The following is a 21900-nucleotide window of genomic DNA, read 5'->3' as shown; positions in this document are numbered from 1 at the left end:
CCTCGGACCATTGCTCCTGGCGAATGCGCTGTATACGGTGTGTGCACTGCATCCAATGGGAGCGGGGAACACGGACGACCGCAGGGGCACAGATGAAAGGGGCTCATCCCATGCACGCTTCCGGCAAAGCCGACCACTATGACGTCCTCGTCGTCGGCGGGGGCGCCGCCGGCTCCGCCGCCGCCTGGCAGCTGACGAAGCGCGGCCACCGCGTCTGCCTGCTGGAACGGTTCGCACCCGGTCACCGGGCCGGCAGCTCGCACGGCAGGTCGCGGCTGCTGCGGCTGACCTACACGGATCCTCTGTACGCGCGGATGGCCGCCGAGGCGCTGCGCATGTGGCACCGGCTCGAGTCCGAGAGCGGCGGTGACCTGATCTCCACCGTGGGGGCCGTGGACGGCGGCCGCGCGGAGCGTCTGGAGCAGGCCGCCGCCGCGCTGGCCGACGAGGGAGCCGACTTCGAGGTGGTCACCGAGCACCAGGCGCGGTCGCGCTGGCCGCAGCTCGCCCTGCCGGGTGACGTGCTGTACCACCCGGACGCCGCCCGCGTCGACCCCGACGCGACGCTCCCGGCGCTCCAGCACCTCGCCGGCCGTTCCGGCTGCCGGATCCTGTACAACACACCGGTGACCGCGCTGGAGACCGACGCGGACGGAGTCCGTGCCCGCACGCCCGCGGGCACGTTCACCGCACCCGTCGCGGTCGTCACCGTCGGCCCGTGGACGAGCCGGCTGCTCGACGGTCTCGTCACCCTGCCGGAGCTGACGGTGACTCAAGAACAGGTCTTCCACCTGCCGCAGCGCGATCCGGACGCCGCCTGGCCCGCCTTCAGCTTTCAGCACGAGGACGGAGGCATCGTCTACGGCATGCCCACGGCCGACGAGGGCGTCAAGGTCGCCGAACACCTCGGCGGGCGGGTCGTGGACCCGGAGACCCGGGACGGGATCGTGGACGCCGCCGCCCGTGGCCGGGTCCTGGCGTTCGCGGCGGAGCGGCTGCCCGGTCTGGAACCGGTCGTCTCCACGGAGACGACCTGCCTCTACACCAGCACGGCCGACGAGGACTTCCTGCTGGACCGGGTGGGCCCGCTGGTCGTCGGCACGGCCTGCTCCGGGCACGGCTTCAAGTTCACGCCGCTGCTGGGCCGTATGCTCGCCGACCTCGCGGAGGGCGACACCGAGCCCCACCCGCGCTTCCGGCTCCCCTCCCCCGCACCGGCCGACCGCGCCTGACCGTCACGAGGAGCCGGAGGCGGGCCACCGGCCTCCGGCTCCTCGCGGCTTGAACGATCAGCTCTTGCCGAGGAGCTTGTTCATCTCCTCGATCTCGGCGTTCTGCGCGGTGATGATGTCGTCGGCCGTCTTCCTGGCCGGCCCGTAACGGCCGTTGGTCTTCTCCGTCGTGGCCATCTCCACGGCGCCCTCGTGGTGCTCGACCATCATGGTCAGGAACATCCTGTCGAAGTCCGCACCGGACGCCTTCGCCAGCTTGTTCATGTCCTGACCATCCATCATCCCGGGCATGCCCGCGTGACCGGAGTGGTCCATACCCGGCATGGCGGAGGGCACCTTCGCGCCCCAGGACTCCAGCCAACCGGACATCGTCTCGATCTCCGGGTCCTGGGCCTTCTCGATGCGGGAGGCCAGGTCCTTGACCTCGGTGGAGGACGCCCGGGTGGCGGCCGTCCGCGCCATCAGGACGGCCTGCTGGTGGTGCGGGATCATGCCCTGCGCGAAGGACACGTCCGCGTCGTTGTGGGCGCCGGCCGTGCGCTCGGCGCTCGCCGCCGAGGACGACGTCCGTGCGTCGGCGCCGCTTCCGGAGCCGTCGCCGCTGCCGCAGGCGGCCAGTGCGAGGGCGGCGGTCACGGCCGTCGTGACGAGCGCGGCACGGCGGACGAGGGAACGGGTGCTGGTCATGGTGGTACTCCTGCGATGCGCGAAGGATGCTGCGCCGGTGGGGCGCGGGACATGGCGGAGTGCCGCGGCGGCCATCAGGGGACGGGCGCGGCCCGGCCTTGTCCTAGATCCGCAGGAGTTGCAGTTCGGCCAGCGTGGGCGGCGCGCGTCCGCCCTCCACGGCGGCGGCAAAGGACCCGTGCCCGCCGAAGGCGAGCGGGACCGGCCCCACGGGGTCGGGCATCAGGGCGGGAAGAACCGGGCCCGCGTCAAGGGCTCCGGACGCACACGTCGAGTCCGCGTGACGGACGTGCCCGCCACCGCCGCCGTCGTCGTGGCAGACGGACTCGTCGTCGCCCGTCACCATGCCCATGTGCGCCGAGGCGGCGGAGGCGTGACGAGCACCGACGGCTGCCGCACCTCCCGGCGCGAGGGCGTGCATTCCCAACAGCCCGGCCAGCAGCCCGAGCACCAGCAGCGCCCGCCACCGCCCCACGGGCGGTCGCTCACGGCGTTGTTGTGCACGGGCTGTCACGGCACTCATCCTACGGACACCCGGCAGGCGCACTGAGGCGGCCGTGTTCCCGAGGGCTCCGTCCGGCCGATGTGCGCGGCCAGGGCCTGAAGCAGGGCCACGGCGGCCATACGCGTCACCGGATGGGCAACTCCTTTGCGAAGCACGGCCCATGAGGCCGCCGAGACGGACGGGGCCGGTGGCTGCGTCATCATCGGATCCCTTCGGTCGACGAGGGGTGAGCCGAGGGCGCCCGTCGCCCCCGGAGGAACGGCGGACGCCCTGCCGCGATGCCCGCGCACCGCTCACGGCTCCCGGCGGGAGGTCAGTGGCCGATGGCTCGGAAACGGCGCAGGCGCAGGCTGTTGCCGACCACGAAGACCGAGGAGAAGGCCATCGCGGCGCCCGCGATCATCGGGTTGAGCAGTCCGGCCGCGGCCAGCGGAAGCGCGGCGACGTTGTAGGCGAAGGCCCAGAAGAGGTTGGAGCGGATGGTGCCCAGCGTCCTGCGGGCGAGACGTATGGCGTCGGCCGCGACCCGGAGGTCTCCGCGGACCAGGGTCAGGTCGCCGGCCTCGATCGCGGCGTCCGTGCCGGTGCCCATCGCCAGGCCCAGATCGGCCTGGGCGAGTGCCGCCGCGTCGTTGACGCCGTCGCCGACCATGGCGACCGAACGCCCCTCGCCCTGAAGGCGCTTGACGACGTCGACCTTGTCCTGCGGCAGGACCTCGGCGATGACGTGCTCGGGTGCGATGCCCGTCTCGGCCGCGACGGCCTCGGCGACGGCCCGGTTGTCGCCGGTGAGCAGCACGGGGGTCAGGCCGAGGGCACGCAGCCGGCGGATGGCTTCGGGGCTGGTCTCCTTGACCGCGTCGGCGACTTCGAGCACGGCACGCGCCTCGCCGTCCCAGGCGACCGCGACGGCCGTACGACCGGCCGCCTCCGCGGCCTCCTTGGCCCGTCGCAGGCCTTCGGGCAGGAACATCGCCCACTCGGCCAGCAACTGCTCGCGCCCGACGAGGACGGCGTGCCCCTCGACGACTCCCTGGACCCCGAGTCCGGCGATGTTGGCGAAGTCCTCCGGGACCGGCAGGGTGCCCACGCGGTCCGCGGCTCCGGTGGCGACCGCCTGGGCGATCGGGTGCTCGGAGGCGTGTTCCAGGGCGCCGGCGAGCCGCAGGACGTCCGTCTCGTCGGTGCCGTCGGCCGGGTGCACGGCCAGCAGGGTCATCCGGCCGGTGGTGACGGTGCCGGTCTTGTCCAGGACTACGGTGTCGACCTTGCGTGTGCTCTCCAGGACCTCGGGGCCCTTGATGAGGATGCCCAGTTGCGCGCCGCGCCCGGTGCCGACCATGAGGGCGGTCGGGGTGGCGAGCCCCAGGGCGCACGGGCAGGCGATGATCAGGACGGCGACCGCGGCGGTGAAGGCGGCGGTCAGTCCCGCGCCGTCGACGAGCCAGAAGCCGAGCGTGGCCAGGGCCAGCGCGATGACGACGGGAACGAAGACTCCGGAGATCCTGTCGGCGAGCCGCTGCGCCGCGGCCTTGCCGTTCTGGGCGTCCTCCACCAGCTTGGCCATCCGGGCGAGTTGGGTGTCGGAGCCGACCCGGGTGGCCTCGACGACCAGCCGTCCGCCCGCGTTCAGGGTGGCGCCGGTGACGGCGTCCCCGACCGTGACCTCGACCGGGACGGACTCGCCGGTGAGCATCGAGGCGTCCACGGCGGAGGCGCCCTCGACGACGGTGCCGTCCGTGGCGATCTTCTCGCCGGGGCGGACGAGGAAGCGGTCGCCGACCTTCAACTCCGTCACGGGTATGCGTTCTTCGCGCTCGCCGCGGAGAACGGTGACCTCCTTGGCGCCCAGCTCCAGCAAGGCCCTGAGCGCCGCGCCGGCCTTGCGCTTGGACCGGGCTTCGAAGTAGCGGCCGGCGAGGATGAACGCGGTCACGCCGGCCGCGGCCTCCAGGTAGATGTTCCCGGCGCCGTCGCTGCGGGCGATGGTCAGCTCGAAGGGGTGGGTCATGCCGGGCATCCCGGCGGTGCCGAAGAACAGCGCCCACACCGACCACAGGAACGCCGCCGAGGTGCCGACGGAGATCAGCGTGTCCATGGTGGCGGCGCCATGACGGGCGTTGGTCCAGGCGGCCCTGTGGAACGGCCAGGCCGCGTACGTCACCACGGGGGCCGCCAGGGTCAGGGACAGCCACTGCCAGTACTCGAACTGGAGGGGCGGGATCATCGCCATCGCGATCACCGGCACGGCGAGCACGACCGCGGTGGTCAACCGCTGCCGGAGCGGCTGGAGTTCGTCGGCCCCCTCCCCCGCCGGGCCTGCCGAGCGGTCGGCCCGCTCCGGCTCGGCACGGAGGGGCTCGGGTTCGCGCGCGGTGTAACCGGTGGCCTCGACCGTGGCGATCAGGTCGGTCACGGCGACGTCCTCGCGGAAGGTGACTTTCGCCTTCTCGGTGGCGTAGTTGACGGTCGCCTCGACGCCGTCCATGCGGTTGAGCTTCTTCTCGATGCGGGCGGCGCACGAGGCGCAGGTCATGCCGCCGATGGCGAGTTCTACCTCGGCGGCACCGGACGTGGTGGTGGTCATGTCTGTTCCTCGCAGCTCACGATCACGGCGGGTGCGGATGGCGGGTGGGGCGGGGGCCGGGACCGGGACGTCCCCGCCCGGTGACGTGCGATCAGGTGACGTGCGGTCAGGTGTCGACGCGGCCGGCGTAGTCGTAGCCGGCCGCGTCCACGGTCTCGGCGAGCAGCGACTCGAACGTCGCGTCGGGGGCGGCGGCGGTCGTCACCGTGACGAGCCCAGTGCCGATCTCGACCTCCACGGTGATGACGTCGTCGAGCGCGCCCACGGCCTTGGCGACGACCCCCTGGCAGTGGGCGCTGCCGACACCGTCCACCTTGTAGACGGTCCTGATCCGGGCGTCGGTGTGGCAGCTTCCCTCAGGCGTGCAGCAGCCGGACATACTTTCCTCCTCATCCCATCGGATACCCCTGGGGGGTACCCGGCATGCGTACATGTATACCCCCCACCCGTATTCGACGCAAGGACTCATCCCCTCTGAATCAATACCCCTTGGGGGTATCTGACGTGCGTCGAGCCGCCCAGGAACATCCACAGGCGAGACCGACGACAGGGCGCGGTGAGAGCGCGGTGGGAGAAGGAGACGGTGAAGCACCGGGCCCGCCCGCCCCGGGATGGACGTGGACATACGCGTGGCCCCGCCGGACGGCCGGGGCCAGGCGGCGAGCCGCCTACTCAGTCACTCAGTGCGCGCCACGACCGCCCAGAAGGCCGGCGATCTGTGAGCGGACGACTTCCCACGCGGCGGCGGAAAGCTCACCGAGGGCCGTCCCGCGCAGCCCGCTCAGGACCTCTTCCACGTCGGTGACGCGCAGGACACTTCCACTGAGCACGTCATAGCCGTCGCGGACGGCGACCCGCAGTCGGTCGCCGTCGTCGTCGGCATGCACCGCCGAGGCGACCACGAGGGGCGGCGGTCCGCCCGCCTCGCCGTCCAGCTTGCGGTAGGCACAGGCGACCGGCTCGCACCAACGGAGGCTGAGCAGGACGGGCCGCTTGGCCACCACCTCGGACAGATCCGCCTCACGGACGCCTTCGGGCTCCAGCACCATCGCCCGGGCGTCCAGGACGAGCACGGCGGGCAGCAGGCAGCGCAGCGTACTGCCGACGAGGTTGCCGCCGACCGTCGCCGTCCGCCGCACGGCACCGGTGCCCACCGTGGCGGCCGCCAGCCGCAGCACGTCGGGAACCCGCTCGTCGATCCGGTTCAGGACCACGGCGCCGCCCAGGGTCCGCCGCCCCACGACATTGGCCTCCGGCAATTCGCGCAGGGACATGGCCAGTTCGGGGAATCCGTCGCGTTGCCAGGTGGCCCAGACGAGGGTCGCCCCGCCGATCGGGACGGCCCCCTCGGCCAAGCACTCCCGCGCTTCGGACACGGACGTGGGCAGACGCAACAGCACAGCGACCGACCTGCCTTCCTGGTACGCCGGACGAAGGCGGTGGGCAGTGCGGCTCCCTGCCCGTCGGCAGGCAGTCTTGCCGCCCGGGCGGGGGCGCGCACAGGGCTCACACGAGCACGCGCGCGCCGGCAGCCGCGCCGCGTCGCGGATCCCGCCTCACACTCACCGGCCCGACCGGCCCGATCGACCCGATCTCCCGGCGTCGGCCGTTCGCCGCGAACTCGATGGGCGCACGATGTGCGCTTACGATGGGCACATCGGCTCGTAGGGCTGGAACGAGGGCCTTGAACCTTGGACAAGGACTCATTTCCCAGGCCCGGGCGTTCAGTGGCACCGGCGTTCGCCGGCCGGGCGCCCTACGCCGCTCGGCACGCGCGTCTCAGCATGCGCTTCCCAGCATCGCCAAGGAGCATTGCCATGGCTGCGAAGTCCGCCTCAATCGTCCTGGAGCGCCCGGCGCAGGAACTCGCCGACGCGACCTCGAAGCACCCCTTCCTGTACGAGATGGAACCCGCCCAAGCACGCAGGGTCCTCGACGACCTTCAGGCCGCGCCGATCGACAAACTGCCGGTCGACGAGGAGTGGATCACCGTACCGGCCACGGTGGGCGACGTACGGGTGCGCATCGTCAAGCCGCAGGGCGTCACCGGGACGCTGCCCGTCGTGGTGTACATGCACGGCGGCGGCTGGGTGCTGGGCAACGCCGGCACCCACGACCGGCTGGTGCGGGAGCTGGCGGTCGGCGCCCGTACCGCCGTGGCCTTCGTGGAGTACACGCCCTCCCCGGAGGCGCGCTACCCCGTGGCCATCGAACAGGGCTACGCCACGGCGCAGTGGATCACGCGTGAGGGAGAGTCCATGGGGCTGGACGCCCGGCGCATGGCGGTGGCCGGCGAGTCGGTCGGCGGGAACATGACCGCGGCGCTCGCCCTGATGGCCAAGGAGCGCGGCGACGTCAGGTTCGTGCACCAGTCGATGTACTACCCGGTCACGGACGCGGCGATGGACACCGACTCCTACGACCAGTTCGCCACCGGCTACTACCTGAGCCGCAAGCTGATGGAGTGGTTCTGGGACGCCTACACCACCGACCCGGAACAGCGCGCGGAGATCACCGCGTCCCCGAACCGGGCCACCCCCGAGCAGCTCGCCGACCTGCCGCCCGCGCTGCTGGTCGTCGACGAGGCCGACGTACTGCGCGACGAGGGCGAGGCGTACGCCGCCAAGCTGCGCGCCGCCGGCGTCCCGGTCACCACGGTGCGCTACGACGGCACGGTGCACGACTTCATGTTGCTCAACTCGCTCAGCCAGTCCAAGGCCGCCCGAGCGGCCATCGACCAGGCCGTCACATTCCTGCGCGAAGCCCTCGGAACGGCTGACACCACTCCCGGAACGGCTTAGCGGCTTTCCTTTGGGAACCCTGGCTCCGGTCGGCGCGGGTGAGGAGCAGGGCGACGTCGCCACGTCCCGAACCGCGGAAGTCGGGTCCCGGCGTCCCGCGGCGCGGCGGCCCGCACGTGACCGCGCCGCCGGCGGCTCACCGCCCTGCGGGCCGTCCTCAGTCGATTCCGTACCGCGTGGCGATGCCGGTGATCACGAGTTCCAGTCCCTCCGCGAAGTGCTGTTCGTAGTCCGCGAAGATCTCCGTGCCCGCGGCGGCGGACAGCGGGAAGTCGGCCATCATCCGGGCGCGCTCCCCGATGTCGAAGCCCTCGCGCCGCTCGTCGGGCAGCGGCTCGACGCCCTGCTCCTCGGTGACGAAGCCGAGTGTGTAGAGATACGTGGTCGTGGTCGCGCGCACCGCCTGGGCGAGTGTGAAGCCGGCGGCCGTGAACAGACGCAGGTTGTCCTCCATCTGCTCGGAGTGCTCCATGCCGGTGAAACGTGAGCCGCTGAAGACCTTCGCGCCGTCGCGGTAGCCGCGCAGCGCCTCGCGCAGACCGTGGTTGGACCTGCGCAGACGTTCCTGCCAGGTGTCCGCGGGGTCGAGGGGGGTCCCGGCGACCATCCGGCGGTACATCTCCGTGGCCATCTCGTCGAGCAGGGCCTGCTTGTCCTTGAAGTGCCAGTACAGGGCGGGTGCCTTGACGCCCAGCTCGCGGCCGATGGCGCTCAGCGTCAGGCCCGCCAGGCCCACCTCGTTCAGGAGGGTCAGGGCGGCGTCCGCGACCCGCTTGCGGTCGAGCGGCAGGCGTGGTTCCGAGTTCACGCTTGACAGCTTAACGGCGTTAAGCCCATCGTCGTGACACACCGCACTTAACGGCGTTAAGGAGTATCGGCACATGACCGCACAGGTGGACGTACTGATCGTGGGCGCGGGCCCCAGCGGACTGACCCTCGGTGTCGATCTGGCTCGGCGAGGGGTGGACGCCCTCGTCGTCGAGCGGGCCGACGGGCTGCTTCCCGGCTCGCGGGGCAAGGGGATCCAGCCGCGCACCCTGGAGGCCTTCGACGACCTCGGCGTCCTGGACGCGATCCGCGCGGCCGGCGGCACCTACCCGGTCGGGATGATCTGGCAGAACGGGCGGCGGACGGGCGAACACCGGATGTTCGACCCGGTGCAGGCGACCGAGGACTCGCCGTACGCGGAAGGGTGGATGGTGCCGCAGTGGCGCACCCAGCGGATCCTGCTGGCACGGCTGGAGGAGCTGGGCGGGCGGGTCGACTTCGGCCGGGAGGTCGTCGGCCTCGCTCAGGACGAAGACGGGGTGACCGTGCGCTTCGGCTCCGGCGCCGCTCTGACGGCGAGGTACGTGATCGCCGCCGACGGGGGCCGCTCGACGGTGCGCCGGGCGCTGGGCATCGGCATGACGGGCGAGACGGTCGATCCGAGCCCGATGCTGGTGGCTGACGTCCGCATCACCGGTCTGGACCGCGACAACTGGCACATCTTCCCGACCGGCGGGGAGGGCGACGGCTTCATGGCGATCTGCCCGCTCGCGGGTACGGAGGACTTCCAGGTCGTGGCCGGGTTCCCGGAAGGCACCGTGGTGGACCCGTCCCTCGACGGCATTCGCAAGGTCGTCGCCGCCCGTTCGCATCTCGCCCCGGAGGACGTGACCGAGGTGCGGTGGGCCTCGGACTTCCGCCCGCGGGCGGCCCTTGCGGACCGCTTCCGCGAGGGCCGGGTCTTCCTCGCCGGGGACGCAGCGCACATCCACTCGCCGGCCGGCGGCCAGGGCCTCAACACCAGCGTGCAGGACGCCTGCAACCTGGGCTGGAAGCTGGGCGCGGTGCTGCGGGACGGTGCGCCCGACTCCGTCCTCGACACCTACGAGGAGGAACGGCGCCCGATCGCCGCCGACATGCTCGCGCTGTCGACGAGCGTTCACCGCGGCGAGACCCGCCGCGGCGGGGCGACCCGCCAACTCGGCCTCGGCTACCGGGCCTCCTCCCTCACGGAGGAAACCCGCCGGTCCCCGGGCCCCGTGCGGGCGGGCGACCGTGCGCCGGACGGGACGGTGGGCGGGATCCGGCTGTTCGACGCGTTCCGGGGACCGCACTGGACCCTGCTGACGACGGGCGGGGACGCGGCGCCCCAGGTGTACGGCGCGGGGGTGTTCCTCATCCGCCCGGACGGCTACGTGGGCTGGGCGGGAGAGACCACGCAGGGGCTGGCGGAGTACGCGGGGCGCGTGGGGGCCGAGGGCGCGCACCGGATCCCGTAGCGAGCAGGACCGGACGCCTGTCCAGGCTCGCCATCCGAATGCCGGACATGATCGGCCGCGATCCGGGGGGCCGTCCAGATCGTGTCGCCACGTCCGCTCCGGCCGGCTCTCGGCCGGAGCGGACGTGCGTCCTGTCGACGACCATCCGGGCGCCGGCCCACCGCCATCACTAGGAGCCCGCCAACATGAGCATGACCCCTTCCTGCGAGCCCGACCCGCGCCGGACGCGCCCCCGTGATCATGGCACCCACCGCACCCCACGCCCCCGCACCTCCGCGCCTCCGCGCCCGTGAAGCTCCTGGTCAGCCGGACAGTTGGGGCGAACTCACACATCCGACCCCCGGGTGACCGGAGGCCCTATTGCGACTACTATGCAAAAGCATTTCACCAGCAGTAAGGATGTGAAGGTTCATGACCGTCCGACGGATACGGGCAGCCGCAGCGGTGGCGACACTCGTGGGAGCCGCCGCCTGCTCGGCCCCGGGCGGCGGTGCGGGCAGCGAGAGTGCCGCCGACTCCGTCGTGGTGGGCGTGGCCTCCGAGCCGGACACCCTCAGTCCTCTTCTCGGCTACGGCAAGGACGGCAACTCCAAGATCTTCGACGGTCTGCTCGCCCAGGACGCCGACATGAAGCTGAGGCCGGCACTGGCGAGTTCACTGCCCCGGGTCGGCGACGGCGGGCTCACCTACACCTACGCCCTGCGCGACGGCGTGAAGTTCAGCGACGGCAAGCGGCTGACCTCCGCCGATGTGGTCTTCACCTATCGGACGATCCTCGACGCGAAGACCAACAACACCGCCCGGAGCGAGCTGGACGCCATCAAGGAGGTGCGGGCCGACGGCGACGACAAGGTCGTCTTCACGCTCAAGTACCCCTACGCGCCGTTCGCGGGGCGCACGGTCCTGCCCATCGTCCCCCAGCACGTCGCCGGGGGCCAGAACCCCAACACCGGCTCCTTCAACACCAAGCCGGTCGGCACCGGACCGTACGTCCTCACCGGCTGGAGCAAGGGCGAGAAGCTCACCTTCAAGGCCAACCCCGGCTACTGGGGCGGCGAGCCGAAGGTGAAGAAGGTGACGATCGCGATCGTCAAGGACGACGATGTGCGCGCCACCCGGCTGCGCTCGGGCGACCTCGACGGCGCGGTCCTGCCGCCCAACCTGGCCGCCACGTTCAAGGGCGACAGGACGAAGACGACGTACGACGCGAAGTCCTACGACTTCCGGGCCGTCACCCTCCCCCAGCAGAACAAGGTCACCGGCGACCGGGCGATCCGCCAGGCGCTGGACGCCGCCGTGGACCGCGAGGCCATGGTCGACAAGATCCTCGACGGGGCGGGGCGCCCGGCCTACGGACCGCTGCCGAGCGACGACCCCTGGTTCGCCGAGGGCATCGAGCGACCGCAGGACCTGGCGAAGGCCAAGCGGACGCTGGATCAGGCCGGTTGGAAGGCCGGCAGTGGCGGCATCCGCGCGAAGAACGGTCTGCGGGCCTCCTTCACGCTCCTCTACCCCTCCGGCGACAAGGTCCGCCAGGACCACGCCCTCGCCTACGCCTCCGACGCCAAGAAGGCGGGCATCGAGGTGAAGGTGGAGAGCGCCACCTGGGAGGTGATCGAGCCGCGGATGAAGAACGACGCCGTCCTCGCCGGACTCGACAGCAGCGGCGACCCCGACTTCGGCCTGTTCACCCTGCTGCACTCCTCCCTGGCCGGCGACGGCTTCAACAACATGGGCCACTACGCCAACCCGACCGTGGACAAGGCCCTCGACACCGGCCGCCGCAGCCAGGACACCGACGCCCGCAAGGCCGCGTACGACACGGTGCAGCGCGAACTCGTGAAGGACCCCGGCTACACCTTCCTCACCCACATCGACCACCTCTATGTGCTGGCCGACCGCTGGGACGGCCTGACCACGCAGGTCGAGCCGCACGAGCACGGCTTCGCCAGCGGTCCGTGGTGGAACCTCCAGGACTGGCAGCCGAAGAAGTGACCTCCCCGCTCTGGGCGGCGATGGCGCGTCTGGTGGGACGGCGGCTGCTGTTCGCCGCCCCCGTCCTCCTCGTCGTCACCTTCGGCGTGTTCGCCATCGCCGCCGCCTCCCCCTTCGACCCGGTCAAGGCGTACGCGGGTACGGCCGCCCTCCGTGCCGACGGGCAGACCCTCGACCGGCTGCGCGCCAACCTGGGAGTGGACCAGCCGTTCACCTCGCGCTGGTGGCACTGGCTGACCTCCGCCCTCTCCGGCGACCTCGGCGAGTCGAGCGTGATGCGGCAGCCGGTCACCCAGGTCATCGGTGAGCGTCTTGTGTGGTCCGCGCTGCTGTGCGCGGTCGCCTTCGCGGCGGCCGTACTGGCGGGCACCGTGCTCGGCGTCCTCGCCGCCCGCCGGCCGGGATCCCTGCTCGACCGGGTCGTCACGTCACTCGCCTACTCCTTGGAGGCGGCGCCGGTCTTCTGGCTCGCCCTGCTGGCGATCTGGCTGTTCGCCCTCCAACTGGGCGTGCTCCCGGCCGGCGGCCTCACCGACACCGCGAGCGAACAGGTCGCCACAGGACAGGTGGCCGGCCATCTCGTGCTGCCTGCCGGGGTGCTCGCCGTCTCCCAACTGCCTTGGTTCACCCTCTACGTACGCCAAGGCGTCGGCGACGCGCTGGCGGAGGACCCCGTACGCGGCGCCCGGGCCCGCGGGTTGAACGAGCGCACGGTCCTGCTCGGCCACGCCCTTCGCTCCGGCCTGCTGCCGGTGCTCACCCTGGTCGGCTCCCGCGTGCCCGAACTCATCACCGGCGCCCTGCTGGTGGAGAGCGTCTTCAGCTGGCCGGGCATCGCCGCGGCCACCGTGGAGGCGGCCACCTCCGTCGACTTCCCGCTGCTCGCCGCGCTGACCACACTGGCCACGGCCGCCGTCCTCGTGGGCAACCTGCTCGCGGACCTGCTCTACGGACTCTTCGACCCGAGGGTGAAGTTCAGTGACATGTGACGTTCCCGCCTCCCGGGAAACCGTCTGGCGTTCGTACGGGACGAGGCGCCGCTCCACCCGCACACTACGGGTGCGCAGTTCCGCCGTGCTGGTCGCCACGACCGTCCTCGCCGTCCTCGTCGTGCCACCGCTGGTCCGACTCGACCAGCAGGCCGTCGATCTGGCCGCCAAGCTGCTGCGACCGAGCTGGGCCCACCCCTTCGGCACCGACGACCTCGGCCGGGACCTGCTGCTGCGCTGCGTCTACGGACTGCGCGTGTCCCTGCTCGTCGGAGTGGCGGCGGCCGTGACGGCCACCGTCGTCGGTACCGCCGTCGGAGCCACCGCCGGTGCGCTGGGCGGCTGGGCCGACCGCGGGATCATGCGGGTCGTGGACACGGTCTCCTCCGTACCCCACCTGCTGCTCGGCATCTTCATCGTCGCCATGTTCCGGCCCGGAGTCTGGCCGGTGATCGTCTCGGTCGCGCTCACCCACTGGCTGTCGACCGCCCGGATCGTCCGCGCCGAAGTCCTCTCCCTGCGCTCACGCCCGTACATCGACGCCGCCGTCTCCGGCGGCGCGTCCAGGTGGCGGGTGACCGTACGGCACCTGCTGCCCGCCGTGCTGCCCCAGGCCGCGCTCGCCGCGGCACTGATGGTGCCGCACGCCATGTGGCACGAATCGGCGCTGTCCTTCCTCGGGCTCGGACTGCCCACGCACATGGCGAGCCTGGGCACCCTCATCCAGGGCGCGCGGGGCTCGCTGCTGGCCGGACAGTGGTGGCCGACCCTCTTCCCCGGCCTGTTCGTCATCGTCCCGACCCTCGCCATCGCCGGACTCGCCGGAGCCTGGCGGGAACGGATCAACCCCCGCCGCCGATCGGAGCTGATGCTGTGACCGAGCGATCGCCCGTGCTGTCGGTGCGCGGACTGTCGGTGCGCTTCCTCATGCCCGGCGGGCGCCGTGTCGCCGCCGTCACCGACGCGCACTTCGACGTCGCGGCCGGCGAATGCCTGGCCCTGATCGGCGAGAGCGGCTGCGGCAAGTCCGTCCTCGCCTCCGCCCTGCTGGGGCTGCTTCCCGGCAACGCCGAGGCGGCCGGGGAGGCGATGCTCGACGGCCTCGACCTGCTCTCGGCCGACGAACGGACCCTCGCCAGGACGGTACGGGGCCGGCTGGTCGGGCTCATACCGCAGAGCCCGGCCGCCCATCTCACACCCGTGCGCACCATCCGCTCCCAGTTGGAGGAGACGGTCGCCGCACTGACCGGGGTCCGCGGCCGCGCGGCCGTACGCTCCGCCGCGTGGGCGGCCGCCGAACGCGCCGCGTTCCCCCCGGATCACCTGGACCGCCACCCGCACGAGCTGTCCGGCGGCCTGGCCCAGCGCGCCGCCACCGCCCTGGCCCTCGTCGGTGACGCGCCGCTGCTGCTCGCCGACGAACCGACCACCGGGCTCGACCGTGACCTGGTGGACCGCACGGTCGACGAACTGCGACGCCACATCGACCACCCGGGCGAGCCGGACGGGGCGGGGCGCGGCCTGCTGATGATCACGCACGACCTGGCCGCGGCCGAACGGATCGCCGACCGGATCGCCGTCATGTACGCGGGCCGGATCGTCGAACTGGCCGACGCGGAGATGTTCTTCGGCTCGCGCGGCCCCCGCCATCCCTACAGCCGCGGCCTGCTCCAGGCCCTCCCCGACCGGGCCTTCACCCCCATCCCCGGCCTGCCACCCGAACTCGGTGCCCTCCCCGAGGGCTGTGCCTTCGCCGCCCGTTGTGACCGGGCCGACGACGCCTGCGCCGAACTGCCGCCGACAGCCGGCGAGGTCGCCTGCCACCACCCCCACCCCGCCTCGGCAACCGGCGAGGAAGCATCCCAGGGAGCATCGGAGGACGTGCATGCTTGAACTGCGCGCCATCACCGCGGGCTACGACCGGCGGAATCCGGCGGTACGGGATGTCTCACTGACCGTCGCGCCCGGTGAAGCCGTCGGCCTGCTCGGCCCCAGTGGCTGCGGCAAGTCCACGCTCGCCCGAGTCGCGGCCCTGCTGCACCGCCCCGACTCCGGCACCGTACTGCTGGACGGCGAGTCCGTACGAGGGTGGCGCCACCGCGCCCCCCGCCCGCTGCGCACCGCCTTCGGCGTGGTCTTCCAGCAGCCCCGCCTCTCCGCGGACCCCCGCCTGACACTCACCGACCTGATCGCCGAGCCCCTGCGGGCCACCGGCCGACGCGACGAGGTGCGGGAGCGCGTCACCGAACTCGCCGGAAGGGCCGGTCTGACCCCCGACCTGCTCGGCAGACGACCGCACGAGGTCAGCGACGGCCAACTCCAACGCGCCTGCCTGGCCCGGGCCCTCGTCCTGCGCCCCCGCTGGCTGATCTGCGACGAGATGACCGCGATGCTCGACGCCTCCACGACGGCCGCCCTGGTCGCGGTCGTCGAGGACTACCGCGCCGCCACGGGCGCGGGTCTCCTCGCCGTCGGCCACGACCGCGCCCTGCTCCACCGCTGGTGCGACCGCACCGTCCACTGGGACACGCTGTCGGGCGCCGACCGGGCGCACTAGGCGTCGTTGATCTGTTCGGGATGCGCCGTCCAGATCCGCCCGAAAATAGTAGCCATGGCTATGGTAGCCAAGTACTCTATATGTCATGAGCAAGGGTTCACCGGGGCCCACGCCCGGTTTCCTGGTATGGCGGCTCGCCACCAAGTGGCGCGTCGCGGTCGATCGCGCGGTGGCTCCGCTGGGCCTCACCCACGCGCAGTACTCACTGGTCGCGTCGCTGTACGGCATGCAGCGCGCCGGTGAGCGGCCCAGTCAGCGCCGACTCGCCGACCACACAGGCCTGGAGGCGCTGTACGTCTCCAAGCTGGCGCGCGCCCTGGAGTCGGCCGGCCTGATCGAGCGCACCCGCGATCCCCGCGACCCACGCGCCGTACAGCTCGCCCTCACCGAGCAGGGCCGAGCCGTCACGCGGCAAGCCATCGGGGTGGTCCAGGAACTGCTTCAGCAGTTGCTGGAGCCGCTCGGCGGCCTCGACGCCCCACGGACGCGCGCGTTCACCGACGAGCTGACGGCCCTCCTCGACGCACCTCTCGCTCCACTTCCGCCGAACGACGAGAGCATTCAGGGGACGACACCATGACGACCACCACATCCACCAGCGCGTCCACCACCGGACCCGTCGCCGACGCCCGGGCCCTCGGCCTGGCCCACTACGCCGCCCGCGGCGTCCTGGAGCACGTCCTGGCCCGGCACGGCATCACGTTCCAGCAGCAGATCGCCCTGCGCGCCGCCGTCACCGCCGACGCCCCGCAGACGCCGGACGATCTCGCCGCCCGGATACAGGGCTCCCTCAAGGCCGATCCGGCCGACGTCCGCGCCACTCTCGACGAACTGCTCGACAGGCAACTGCTCGCCACCGACGGCGCGCACCTTCGCCCCACGGACGCGGGGCGCGAACTGCTCGCCGTCGTCGGCGCGGAGACCGCCCCTCTCACCGCCCGCATCTGGGGCGGGATACCCGCCGATGACCTGGCCGCCGCAGGCCGCGTCCTCGCCCTGGTCACCGAGCACGCCAACGCGGAACTTGCGGCGCTGACCGCCTGACCCCCCCGACCGAGCCACCTCGTTGACGCATACGTCGGCTCTGGACGCGTCCCTCGGCCCCGAACCGTCCGGCCGGCACCGGTCACGGGGAGGGGCGGGCCGGCACCGGCGGGGTGTGCGGCGGGGTGGCGTGGTCAGATCTCCAGGGTGGCCTCGATGCGCTTGAGCGAGTGGCGCGCGAGGGCCAGGTTGCCGCGGGACCGGTCGAGTGCCAGGTAGAGGAACAGGCTCCCGTCGCTGCTGGTCAGAGGGCGTATGAGGTGGTACTGCTCGCCGAGGGTGATGAGGATGTCCTCGATCGAGTCGTTCATGCCGAGGGTGGTCAGCGTCCGCGTCTTGGCGCGTACGACCTCCGTGTTGCCGGCGGCGGCGACCTCCAGGTCCAGCCCCTGGCCACCGCCGAGGGTCCCCAGCGACATGCCGCTCTCGTAATCGACCACGGCGACGCCGATCGCGCCCTCGATCGCCATGGCTTCCTTGAGTGCGGTCTCGATGCTCATGCTCTTGCCCTTCGCGCTGTGTGACCCGGCGCTGAGGCCGTGTCAGAAAAAGTTGGTCAGACAACCTGTTCTGGAATATCCGGCTTAAACTACTGTGCTTTCTGACCGAATGTGAAGGGTTCGTGAAGGGATGCCGGTGTCCTCAGTCGAAGACTCCCTGCGCCGCCTGCTCGAAGTGCCGGGAGTCACAGGGGCCGTCCTCGTCGACGCGGTCACCGGACTGACCTACGGCGAGTCCGGCACAGGAGGGATGGACGCTGCCGAGTGCAGTCGACTCGCCGCGTTCGTCAGCGACCGGCTCCACCTGGCCGGAGCACAAGGGGAGCTGGAGAGCATGGTCATCACAGGCAGCCGGCGTCAGCTCGTCCTGAGGGCGCTGCCCCGGCAGGGCGACCCCCTGCTGCTGATGGCGACGCTGGAACGCGACCAGACCAATCTGGCCCTGGTGCTGCGCCAGTTGGACCTGTACGTGGCGAAGGCGGCGGGATGAGTACCCGCACCGACGGCCCGCGCAACGTCCCCGCCCTGCTCAACACGCTGTACGACGAGGGCCGCACCGGCACGGTCGTCGTCTCCGGCACACCCGGTGGCAGGATCCACCTGCGCGCCGGCCGGATCGTCGCCGTGGAGACCCCGGGCGCACCGAGTGTCGAGTCCGTCCTGCTCGCGTCCGGCCGGATCGACGATGCCGCCTGGACGTCCGCCTGCGCGACCGACGGTGCGGCCGACGGCCGGGTCGGCGCCGAGCTTCAGGCGCGTGGCCTGCTGGCACCGGAGGAGTTCGAGATCACCTGCGCGGCGGCCGTGTTCGACGGTGCCTTCGCCCTCGCACTCAGCCCTCCCGGGGACTGGGAGGTGACCGAGGCGATGCCGGCGGTGGTCAGCGGAGCGGCCTTCGAACCGCAGCTCCTCGCGGCCGAGACCTCGCGGCGTCTGGTGCTGCTGAGCCGTCTGTGGGGACCGCCCTCCGAATTCGCCCGCACCCGTGTCCGCCCGGCCGCTGACGTACCCGCGGGTGTCCCGTCCCGCTATGCGACGCTGCTGCGGGCCGCCAACGGCCGCCGTACCCCGCGGGACATCGCCTTCGCCCTGGGGCGGGGAACCTACGCGGTCATGCTGGACCTGGCCCGCATGCGCGAACTGGGACTGCTGCACCGCGAGCGGCCGGCCGCGGCCGGCCGTCCGAGCACCGCGCCGCGCCTGCCCGGGCCCCGGGCCCGGAACGTTCCGCCTCCCTCCGACCGCTCGCTGCCCCGACGCAGCCCCGGAGCACATCGCCCGCACCGAACGGACAGCGTGTGAGCCCCGACCCGCTGCCGGACACGGTCCCGTTCGCCCCGCTCCCGCTCACCGTCCGTCGGCCAGGCGTCGGCCTCGCGCTGCCGAAGCCGCCGGACGACCTCGCAGACCACCAACCCGACCTGCTCCTTCTGCGCCGGGTCCACGCGGGCCTCAAAGCCCTGTCCTGACCCAAGCGCTTATGTGCAGCAGCAGTTCACAGCCCACCCCCCAGGAGCGCCGATGCCCACCGCCCACCAGCCCGAACCGCTCGTCGAGGTCCTGACCGCTCTGCGTGAGCAGGTGATGGGAGTGAACGAGACGGTCATCTCCACCGTCGACGGCCTGCTGGTCGCCGCCGACACCGATGCCGTCCAGCCGGAGTCCATCGCCGCGCTCTCCGCCGCCACGCACAGCCTCGGCCAGCGCATGGTGCACGAGGCCGGGGGCGGGGCGCTGCGTGACGTGGCCACGCGGAGCGCCGGGCGGCACGTCGTCATCCAGGCCATCGGCGAACGCGCCCTGCTGACCGTCCTCGGCGACGACGGACTCGACCTCGCCGGCCTCCAACGCGAGATCCACTCCACCGTGGAGCGACTGGCGAAGATCCTCGAAGCCGACGCACCAGCCTGACCACACCGCCCACGCCGGCCGGCCGGGGGCGGTGCGCGCGGGCGGGAACGCCTCAAGAGGCTTCGGACGGCGGTGCGTTCACCGACGGGCCGGCGGCGCAGGCCGGCCTGCTGGAGAGCCTGCGGCACGTATGCCTGGTCGAGCGTGCCGATGTCGGTGCCCGACGGGACCCTCTCGTCGATCGGGTCGGGGATGTCGTCGGTGAGCGCCACGTCGATGCCGGCGAGAAGGTCGTCGAGGTGGCTCGTCGTGCGCGGCCCGACGAGCGCGCGGATCACGCCGGGATGGGCGATCGCGAACGCCATGGCGAGGTGGGTGAGCGGCAGGCCCGCCTCCCCGGCGAGCGGGATGAACTGCTCGACGGCGTCGATACGGCGCTCGTCGTTGACGTGCTGGAAGAAGCCGGCCCATCGGAGTTCGTTCCGCCGGCCCTTGCGGACGCGCCCCGCGAGCAGTCCCTGCCCGAGCGCGCCCCACACCAGCGTGCCCACCCCACAGCGCTGGGCGACCGGCAGCGCCTCGCGTTCGATGCCGCGGTCGAGCAGGGAGTACGGCGGCTGCTCCGGGTGGAACCGTTCCAGCCCGCGCCGCTCGGCGACCCCCTGGGCTTCGACGGTGTCGGACGCCGGCATCATGGACGTCCCGATCGCACGGACCTCCCGCTGCGGATCAGACCGGAGAGCGCGGAAAGCGTCTCCTCGACGTCCGTGGTGGGGTCCGGCGGTCAGAGGCTGGAGAGCAGGCCGTCGAGTGGGACTGGGACCCGGTCGGGGTCAAGGGCCTCGACGAGGACGCGGCCGTAGTGGATCTTGCGTCCCTTCTTCGTTCCGAGGAAGCGCCTGAACTGCTGCTGCGGGGCGCGGCCCCGCTGTGCGGGCTGGCGCAGGAAGGTCCGCAGGGCACGCAGGTCGCCTTCCGCCCGGACGAGCTCCTCCACCCGTGTCACGCCCAGCACGCGGATGAGCTCGTCCTCCAGATCCGCCGCGCAGACGTAGAAGCCTTGCTGTGCCGCACCGACCCGTTCGAAGCCGCGTGCGTAGTAGGCACGCTCCGCCTCGTCGCACAGTCCGGTGAGACGGAGGCCCAGGCCGGGTGAACCGAGGAGCCGGGCGTAGCGCCCGACGCTCATCGCACCGCCGATCGGCAGGACGCAGACCCCTTCGGCCGCCAGGTCCCGGCCGCGGCTCTCCGCCAGCGCGTCGACCGCCGCGACGTCGCTCGGCCCTTCGAGCAGGACGGCCGCCCGGACGGACAGCCGCGCGGCCAGCTCGTGCGCAAGGTCGCCGGAACCACCCACCGCCCACGCGGTGACCGCGTCCCGGAACGCCCCCATGTCAGCCATGAGACGAGTCTCGGCCCGTTCCGGCCACAACGCGAGGGAATTTTCCGCGGGAGCGCCGTCCGCGTTGCCGGTCGGCCCCGTGACAGCGAGTGAGGGCGGTGTCTCTGGCGGGTGGCGTGATCCGGCTGGCGACGTCCGGCCGCGGTGTACGCGGGCAGGGGGACTTGAGATACGGCGCTGATCGGGTCCGTTGATCCCGCTCCGGTACGGCACCCGACCCTCAGCCCGGCCCAGGGGCCCGCGCGGCGACCCGCGAGGCATGTCCCAGCCCGTGCCGCGGCAGCACGCCGGATCGTCCACAACCGAGCACGGAGGTGAGGGGTCGTCACAGACTCGGCTTCAGGACCTCCCCCCTGACCACAGCACGGCGACCCGGTCCACGCCGTGATCCGTCCGGGACCCGCCCGTCCCGGTATCCCTGGACCCTTTCGCGCCGGTATTTCCAGTCGACTCGCCGCCGCACGGGTGAGCAGACGTCAGAGATCACCTTGAAGGCCTAGTCGATCACCGACACGCCCAGCTTTCAACGGGGATTGACGCGCCGTCAGCAGCCGGCAAATCGGGCGTGCGGGTGCCCTGGGTCCCCCGTTCGGCTCCATATCACCACCCCCTCCCAATGGCCCGAAATGACAGCCAGTGAGGCTTTCATTACGTTCATTCACATGCCGACTGCCAAAGCCGGCTACTTTGAGACAGGAGCAGAAGCGACATGACCATGACCCGTTCACATGCCGTCGCCGCGGCTGTCGCCGCCGCTGCAGCACTCGTCGCGACCGGCATCACCTACGCCACGGCCGCCACCGAGCCGGTGGCCCAGACAGTCCCGGCCGTCGTCAAGCAGGCACCCGCTCCGGCCCACGCCCCGATGGACGGCATGTCCGGACAGGGACAAGGACAGGGACAGGGACAGGGACAGGGCAACGAGCGCGGGGGCGGCGGCGGGGGCGGCCGCGGCGGCAACGAGGGCGGCGGCGAGCGCGGTGGGGGCGGCGGCGGGGGCGGCCGCGGCGGCAACGAAGGCGGCGGCGAGCGCGGCGGGGGCGGCCACGGCGGCAACGAGCGCGGCGGCGAGCGCGGCCGCCACCGCGAGGTGGGCAGGATCTTCATCAACGAGCGGTCGTACTCCGCCCGCCCGGACGGCTGCATCACCGTGGTCAGCGGCCTGGGTTCCAAGAGCCTCAACATCCGCAACGACAGCCGCAGGGGCGTCGAGGTCTTCCGCGGGGCGACCTGCGACAACGGCGCTCCCATCGCCACGGTCGGCCCGCGCAGCGAAGCCAACGGCGTGAAGCCCGGGAGGGTCCACGGGGGCGTGTGCGTCGAGGACGGAGTGGTCGCCAGCTTCCGGGTGATCGGTCACCGCAAGGGCGACTTCGACGACTTCGGCAACTTCGGCGACTTCGACGACTTCGGCTTCTAGAGCCGGCCCGTGATGCGCATGGCATAGAACCCCGGCCCGCCGTAATCGGGCCGGGGTTCTGGC

The 21900-nt window shown here is 72.0% G+C and carries 23 protein-coding genes and 1 pseudogene; 15 read left to right on the top strand and 9 right to left on the bottom strand.

The window, feature by feature from the left end:
- The first annotated feature begins 110 nt into the window (after positions 1-110).
- Positions 111-1232, top strand: coding sequence for an FAD-dependent oxidoreductase (locus ACFY3J_RS05350; protein WP_384180969.1), 1122 nt, complete (start codon positions 111-113; stop codon positions 1230-1232).
- A 57-nt stretch (positions 1233-1289) separates the two neighbouring features.
- Here ACFY3J_RS05350 and ACFY3J_RS05345 read toward each other — a convergent pair whose 3' ends face one another.
- From ACFY3J_RS05345 to ACFY3J_RS05325, 5 genes are all read right to left on the bottom strand, one after another.
- A complete protein-coding gene (locus ACFY3J_RS05345; protein WP_384180967.1) occupies positions 1290-1919 on the bottom strand; it encodes a DUF305 domain-containing protein in 630 nt (209 codons plus the stop codon).
- A 103-nt stretch (positions 1920-2022) separates the two neighbouring features.
- Positions 2023-2442: a DUF6153 family protein gene (locus ACFY3J_RS05340; protein WP_384180965.1), complete on the bottom strand. Its 420-nt coding sequence runs from the start codon at positions 2440-2442 to the stop codon at positions 2023-2025.
- A gap of 295 nt (positions 2443-2737) precedes the next feature.
- Positions 2738-5011: a heavy metal translocating P-type ATPase gene (locus tag ACFY3J_RS05335; protein WP_384180963.1), complete on the bottom strand. Its 2274-nt coding sequence runs from the start codon at positions 5009-5011 to the stop codon at positions 2738-2740.
- Positions 5012-5117: 106 nt separating this feature from the next.
- Entirely contained in the window at positions 5118-5390 is a 273-nt protein-coding gene (locus tag ACFY3J_RS05330) for a heavy-metal-associated domain-containing protein (RefSeq protein ID WP_390840335.1), read from the bottom strand.
- Positions 5391-5691: 301 nt separating this feature from the next.
- Positions 5692-6411: an FAD binding domain-containing protein gene (locus ACFY3J_RS05325; RefSeq protein ID WP_384180959.1), complete on the bottom strand. Its 720-nt coding sequence runs from the start codon at positions 6409-6411 to the stop codon at positions 5692-5694.
- A gap of 417 nt (positions 6412-6828) precedes the next feature.
- Here ACFY3J_RS05325 and ACFY3J_RS05320 point away from each other — a divergent pair, with 417 nt between their 5' ends.
- Positions 6829-7812: an alpha/beta hydrolase gene (locus ACFY3J_RS05320; protein ID WP_384180957.1), complete on the top strand. Its 984-nt coding sequence runs from the start codon at positions 6829-6831 to the stop codon at positions 7810-7812.
- Positions 7813-7969: 157 nt separating this feature from the next.
- Here ACFY3J_RS05320 and ACFY3J_RS05315 read toward each other — a convergent pair whose 3' ends face one another.
- On the bottom strand, positions 7970-8620 hold the full coding sequence (locus ACFY3J_RS05315) for a TetR/AcrR family transcriptional regulator C-terminal domain-containing protein (protein ID WP_384180955.1): 651 nt from the start codon (positions 8618-8620) through the stop codon (positions 7970-7972).
- A 73-nt stretch (positions 8621-8693) separates the two neighbouring features.
- Here ACFY3J_RS05315 and ACFY3J_RS05310 point away from each other — a divergent pair, with 73 nt between their 5' ends.
- The 8 genes from ACFY3J_RS05310 (at position 8694) to ACFY3J_RS05275 (ending at position 16664) form a co-directional block, all read left to right on the top strand.
- Complete coding sequence (locus ACFY3J_RS05310; protein WP_384180953.1) at positions 8694-10079, top strand: FAD-dependent oxidoreductase; 1386 nt, start codon at positions 8694-8696, stop codon at positions 10077-10079.
- A 411-nt stretch (positions 10080-10490) separates the two neighbouring features.
- A complete protein-coding gene (locus tag ACFY3J_RS05305; protein ID WP_384180951.1) occupies positions 10491-12074 on the top strand; it encodes an ABC transporter substrate-binding protein in 1584 nt (527 codons plus the stop codon).
- Positions 12075-12094: 20 nt separating this feature from the next.
- Complete coding sequence (locus ACFY3J_RS05300; protein ID WP_384181294.1) at positions 12095-13063, top strand: ABC transporter permease; 969 nt, start codon at positions 12095-12097, stop codon at positions 13061-13063.
- Entirely contained in the window at positions 13053-13940 is an 888-nt protein-coding gene (locus tag ACFY3J_RS05295) for an ABC transporter permease (RefSeq protein ID WP_384180950.1), read from the top strand. The genes ACFY3J_RS05300 and ACFY3J_RS05295 overlap by 11 nt, the downstream gene beginning before the upstream one ends.
- A complete protein-coding gene (locus ACFY3J_RS05290; RefSeq protein ID WP_384180948.1) occupies positions 13937-14956 on the top strand; it encodes an ABC transporter ATP-binding protein in 1020 nt (339 codons plus the stop codon). Before ACFY3J_RS05295 ends, ACFY3J_RS05290 begins: the two co-directional genes overlap by 4 nt.
- Positions 14949-15620, top strand: a complete 672-nt coding sequence (locus ACFY3J_RS05285) for an ABC transporter ATP-binding protein (protein ID WP_384180946.1) — start codon at positions 14949-14951, stop codon at positions 15618-15620. Before ACFY3J_RS05290 ends, ACFY3J_RS05285 begins: the two co-directional genes overlap by 8 nt.
- Before the next feature lie 85 nt (positions 15621-15705).
- The gene (locus tag ACFY3J_RS05280; RefSeq protein WP_384180944.1) at positions 15706-16200 is read left to right on the top strand and encodes a MarR family winged helix-turn-helix transcriptional regulator; all 495 of its coding nucleotides are present in this window, start codon (positions 15706-15708) and stop codon (positions 16198-16200) included.
- Positions 16197-16664, top strand: a complete 468-nt coding sequence (locus tag ACFY3J_RS05275) for a MarR family transcriptional regulator (RefSeq protein WP_384180942.1) — start codon at positions 16197-16199, stop codon at positions 16662-16664. Before ACFY3J_RS05280 ends, ACFY3J_RS05275 begins: the two co-directional genes overlap by 4 nt.
- A 134-nt stretch (positions 16665-16798) precedes the next feature.
- Here the strand turns inward: ACFY3J_RS05275 and ACFY3J_RS05270 are convergent, their stop codons facing one another.
- Complete coding sequence (locus ACFY3J_RS05270) at positions 16799-17164, bottom strand: hypothetical protein (protein ID WP_384180940.1); 366 nt, start codon at positions 17162-17164, stop codon at positions 16799-16801.
- Between the two features lie 130 nt (positions 17165-17294).
- On the opposite strand from ACFY3J_RS05270, the gene ACFY3J_RS05265 reads away from it, so the two are divergent.
- From ACFY3J_RS05265 to ACFY3J_RS05250, 4 genes are read left to right on the top strand one after another with little or no spacing between them, the layout of a single operon-like run.
- On the top strand, positions 17295-17654 hold the full coding sequence (locus ACFY3J_RS05265; RefSeq protein ID WP_384180938.1) for a hypothetical protein: 360 nt from the start codon (positions 17295-17297) through the stop codon (positions 17652-17654).
- Positions 17651-18466: a DUF4388 domain-containing protein gene (locus ACFY3J_RS05260; RefSeq protein WP_390840334.1), complete on the top strand. Its 816-nt coding sequence runs from the start codon at positions 17651-17653 to the stop codon at positions 18464-18466. Before ACFY3J_RS05265 ends, ACFY3J_RS05260 begins: the two co-directional genes overlap by 4 nt.
- Entirely contained in the window at positions 18463-18633 is a 171-nt protein-coding gene (locus tag ACFY3J_RS05255) for a hypothetical protein (RefSeq protein ID WP_384180934.1), read from the top strand. Before ACFY3J_RS05260 ends, ACFY3J_RS05255 begins: the two co-directional genes overlap by 4 nt.
- 52 nt (positions 18634-18685) lie before the next feature.
- Positions 18686-19075, top strand: coding sequence for a roadblock/LC7 domain-containing protein (locus ACFY3J_RS05250; protein WP_384180932.1), 390 nt, complete (start codon positions 18686-18688; stop codon positions 19073-19075).
- A gap of 68 nt (positions 19076-19143) precedes the next feature.
- Here the strand turns inward: ACFY3J_RS05250 and ACFY3J_RS05245 are convergent.
- Together ACFY3J_RS05245 and ACFY3J_RS05240 are read right to left on the bottom strand one after the other, a co-directional pair.
- Positions 19144-19796: pseudogene (locus ACFY3J_RS05245) on the bottom strand (aldo/keto reductase); the annotation flags it as partial.
- Positions 19797-19799: 3 nt separating this feature from the next.
- Positions 19800-20417 carry a TOPRIM nucleotidyl transferase/hydrolase domain-containing protein gene (locus ACFY3J_RS05240; protein WP_390840332.1) on the bottom strand — a complete coding sequence of 206 codons (618 nt, stop codon included), beginning with the start codon at positions 20415-20417 and terminating at the stop codon, positions 19800-19802.
- Between the two features lie 709 nt (positions 20418-21126).
- Between ACFY3J_RS05240 and ACFY3J_RS05235 the strand changes: the two genes are divergently transcribed.
- A complete protein-coding gene (locus tag ACFY3J_RS05235; protein WP_390840330.1) occupies positions 21127-21837 on the top strand; it encodes a hypothetical protein in 711 nt (236 codons plus the stop codon).
- Positions 21838-21900 lie beyond the last annotated feature (63 nt).

This window comes from Streptomyces sp. NPDC001231 (assembly GCF_042896885.1).
Classification (GTDB): Bacteria; Actinomycetota; Actinomycetes; order Streptomycetales; family Streptomycetaceae; genus Streptomyces.
This window is presented reverse-complemented; position numbering and strand designations above follow the sequence as displayed.

Excerpts from the sequence above, each read along its gene's own strand:
- ACFY3J_RS05285 (WP_384180946.1), top strand. The coding sequence starts at position 14,949 with ATGCTTGAACTGCGCGCCATCACCGCGGGCTACGACCGGCGGAATCCG.
- ACFY3J_RS05350 (WP_384180969.1), top strand. The coding sequence starts at position 111 with ATGCACGCTTCCGGCAAAGCCGACCACTATGACGTCCTCGTCGTCGGC.
- ACFY3J_RS05345 (WP_384180967.1), bottom strand. The coding sequence starts at position 1,919 with ATGACCAGCACCCGTTCCCTCGTCCGCCGTGCCGCGCTCGTCACGACG.
- ACFY3J_RS05275 (WP_384180942.1), top strand. The coding sequence starts at position 16,197 with ATGACGACCACCACATCCACCAGCGCGTCCACCACCGGACCCGTCGCC.
- ACFY3J_RS05250 (WP_384180932.1), top strand. The coding sequence starts at position 18,686 with ATGCCCACCGCCCACCAGCCCGAACCGCTCGTCGAGGTCCTGACCGCT.
- ACFY3J_RS05260 (WP_390840334.1), top strand. The coding sequence starts at position 17,651 with ATGAGTACCCGCACCGACGGCCCGCGCAACGTCCCCGCCCTGCTCAAC.
- ACFY3J_RS05335 (WP_384180963.1), bottom strand. The coding sequence starts at position 5,011 with ATGACCACCACCACGTCCGGTGCCGCCGAGGTAGAACTCGCCATCGGC.
- ACFY3J_RS05340 (WP_384180965.1), bottom strand. The coding sequence starts at position 2,442 with ATGAGTGCCGTGACAGCCCGTGCACAACAACGCCGTGAGCGACCGCCC.
- ACFY3J_RS05240 (WP_390840332.1), bottom strand. The coding sequence starts at position 20,417 with ATGGCTGACATGGGGGCGTTCCGGGACGCGGTCACCGCGTGGGCGGTG.
- ACFY3J_RS05300 (WP_384181294.1), top strand. The coding sequence starts at position 12,095 with ATGGCGCGTCTGGTGGGACGGCGGCTGCTGTTCGCCGCCCCCGTCCTC.
- ACFY3J_RS05265 (WP_384180938.1), top strand. The coding sequence starts at position 17,295 with ATGCCGGTGTCCTCAGTCGAAGACTCCCTGCGCCGCCTGCTCGAAGTG.
- ACFY3J_RS05270 (WP_384180940.1), bottom strand. The coding sequence starts at position 17,164 with ATGAGCATCGAGACCGCACTCAAGGAAGCCATGGCGATCGAGGGCGCG.
- ACFY3J_RS05280 (WP_384180944.1), top strand. The coding sequence starts at position 15,706 with ATGAGCAAGGGTTCACCGGGGCCCACGCCCGGTTTCCTGGTATGGCGG.
- ACFY3J_RS05305 (WP_384180951.1), top strand. The coding sequence starts at position 10,491 with ATGACCGTCCGACGGATACGGGCAGCCGCAGCGGTGGCGACACTCGTG.
- ACFY3J_RS05235 (WP_390840330.1), top strand. The coding sequence starts at position 21,127 with ATGACCATGACCCGTTCACATGCCGTCGCCGCGGCTGTCGCCGCCGCT.
- ACFY3J_RS05310 (WP_384180953.1), top strand. The coding sequence starts at position 8,694 with ATGACCGCACAGGTGGACGTACTGATCGTGGGCGCGGGCCCCAGCGGA.
- ACFY3J_RS05320 (WP_384180957.1), top strand. The coding sequence starts at position 6,829 with ATGGCTGCGAAGTCCGCCTCAATCGTCCTGGAGCGCCCGGCGCAGGAA.
- ACFY3J_RS05330 (WP_390840335.1), bottom strand. The coding sequence starts at position 5,390 with ATGTCCGGCTGCTGCACGCCTGAGGGAAGCTGCCACACCGACGCCCGG.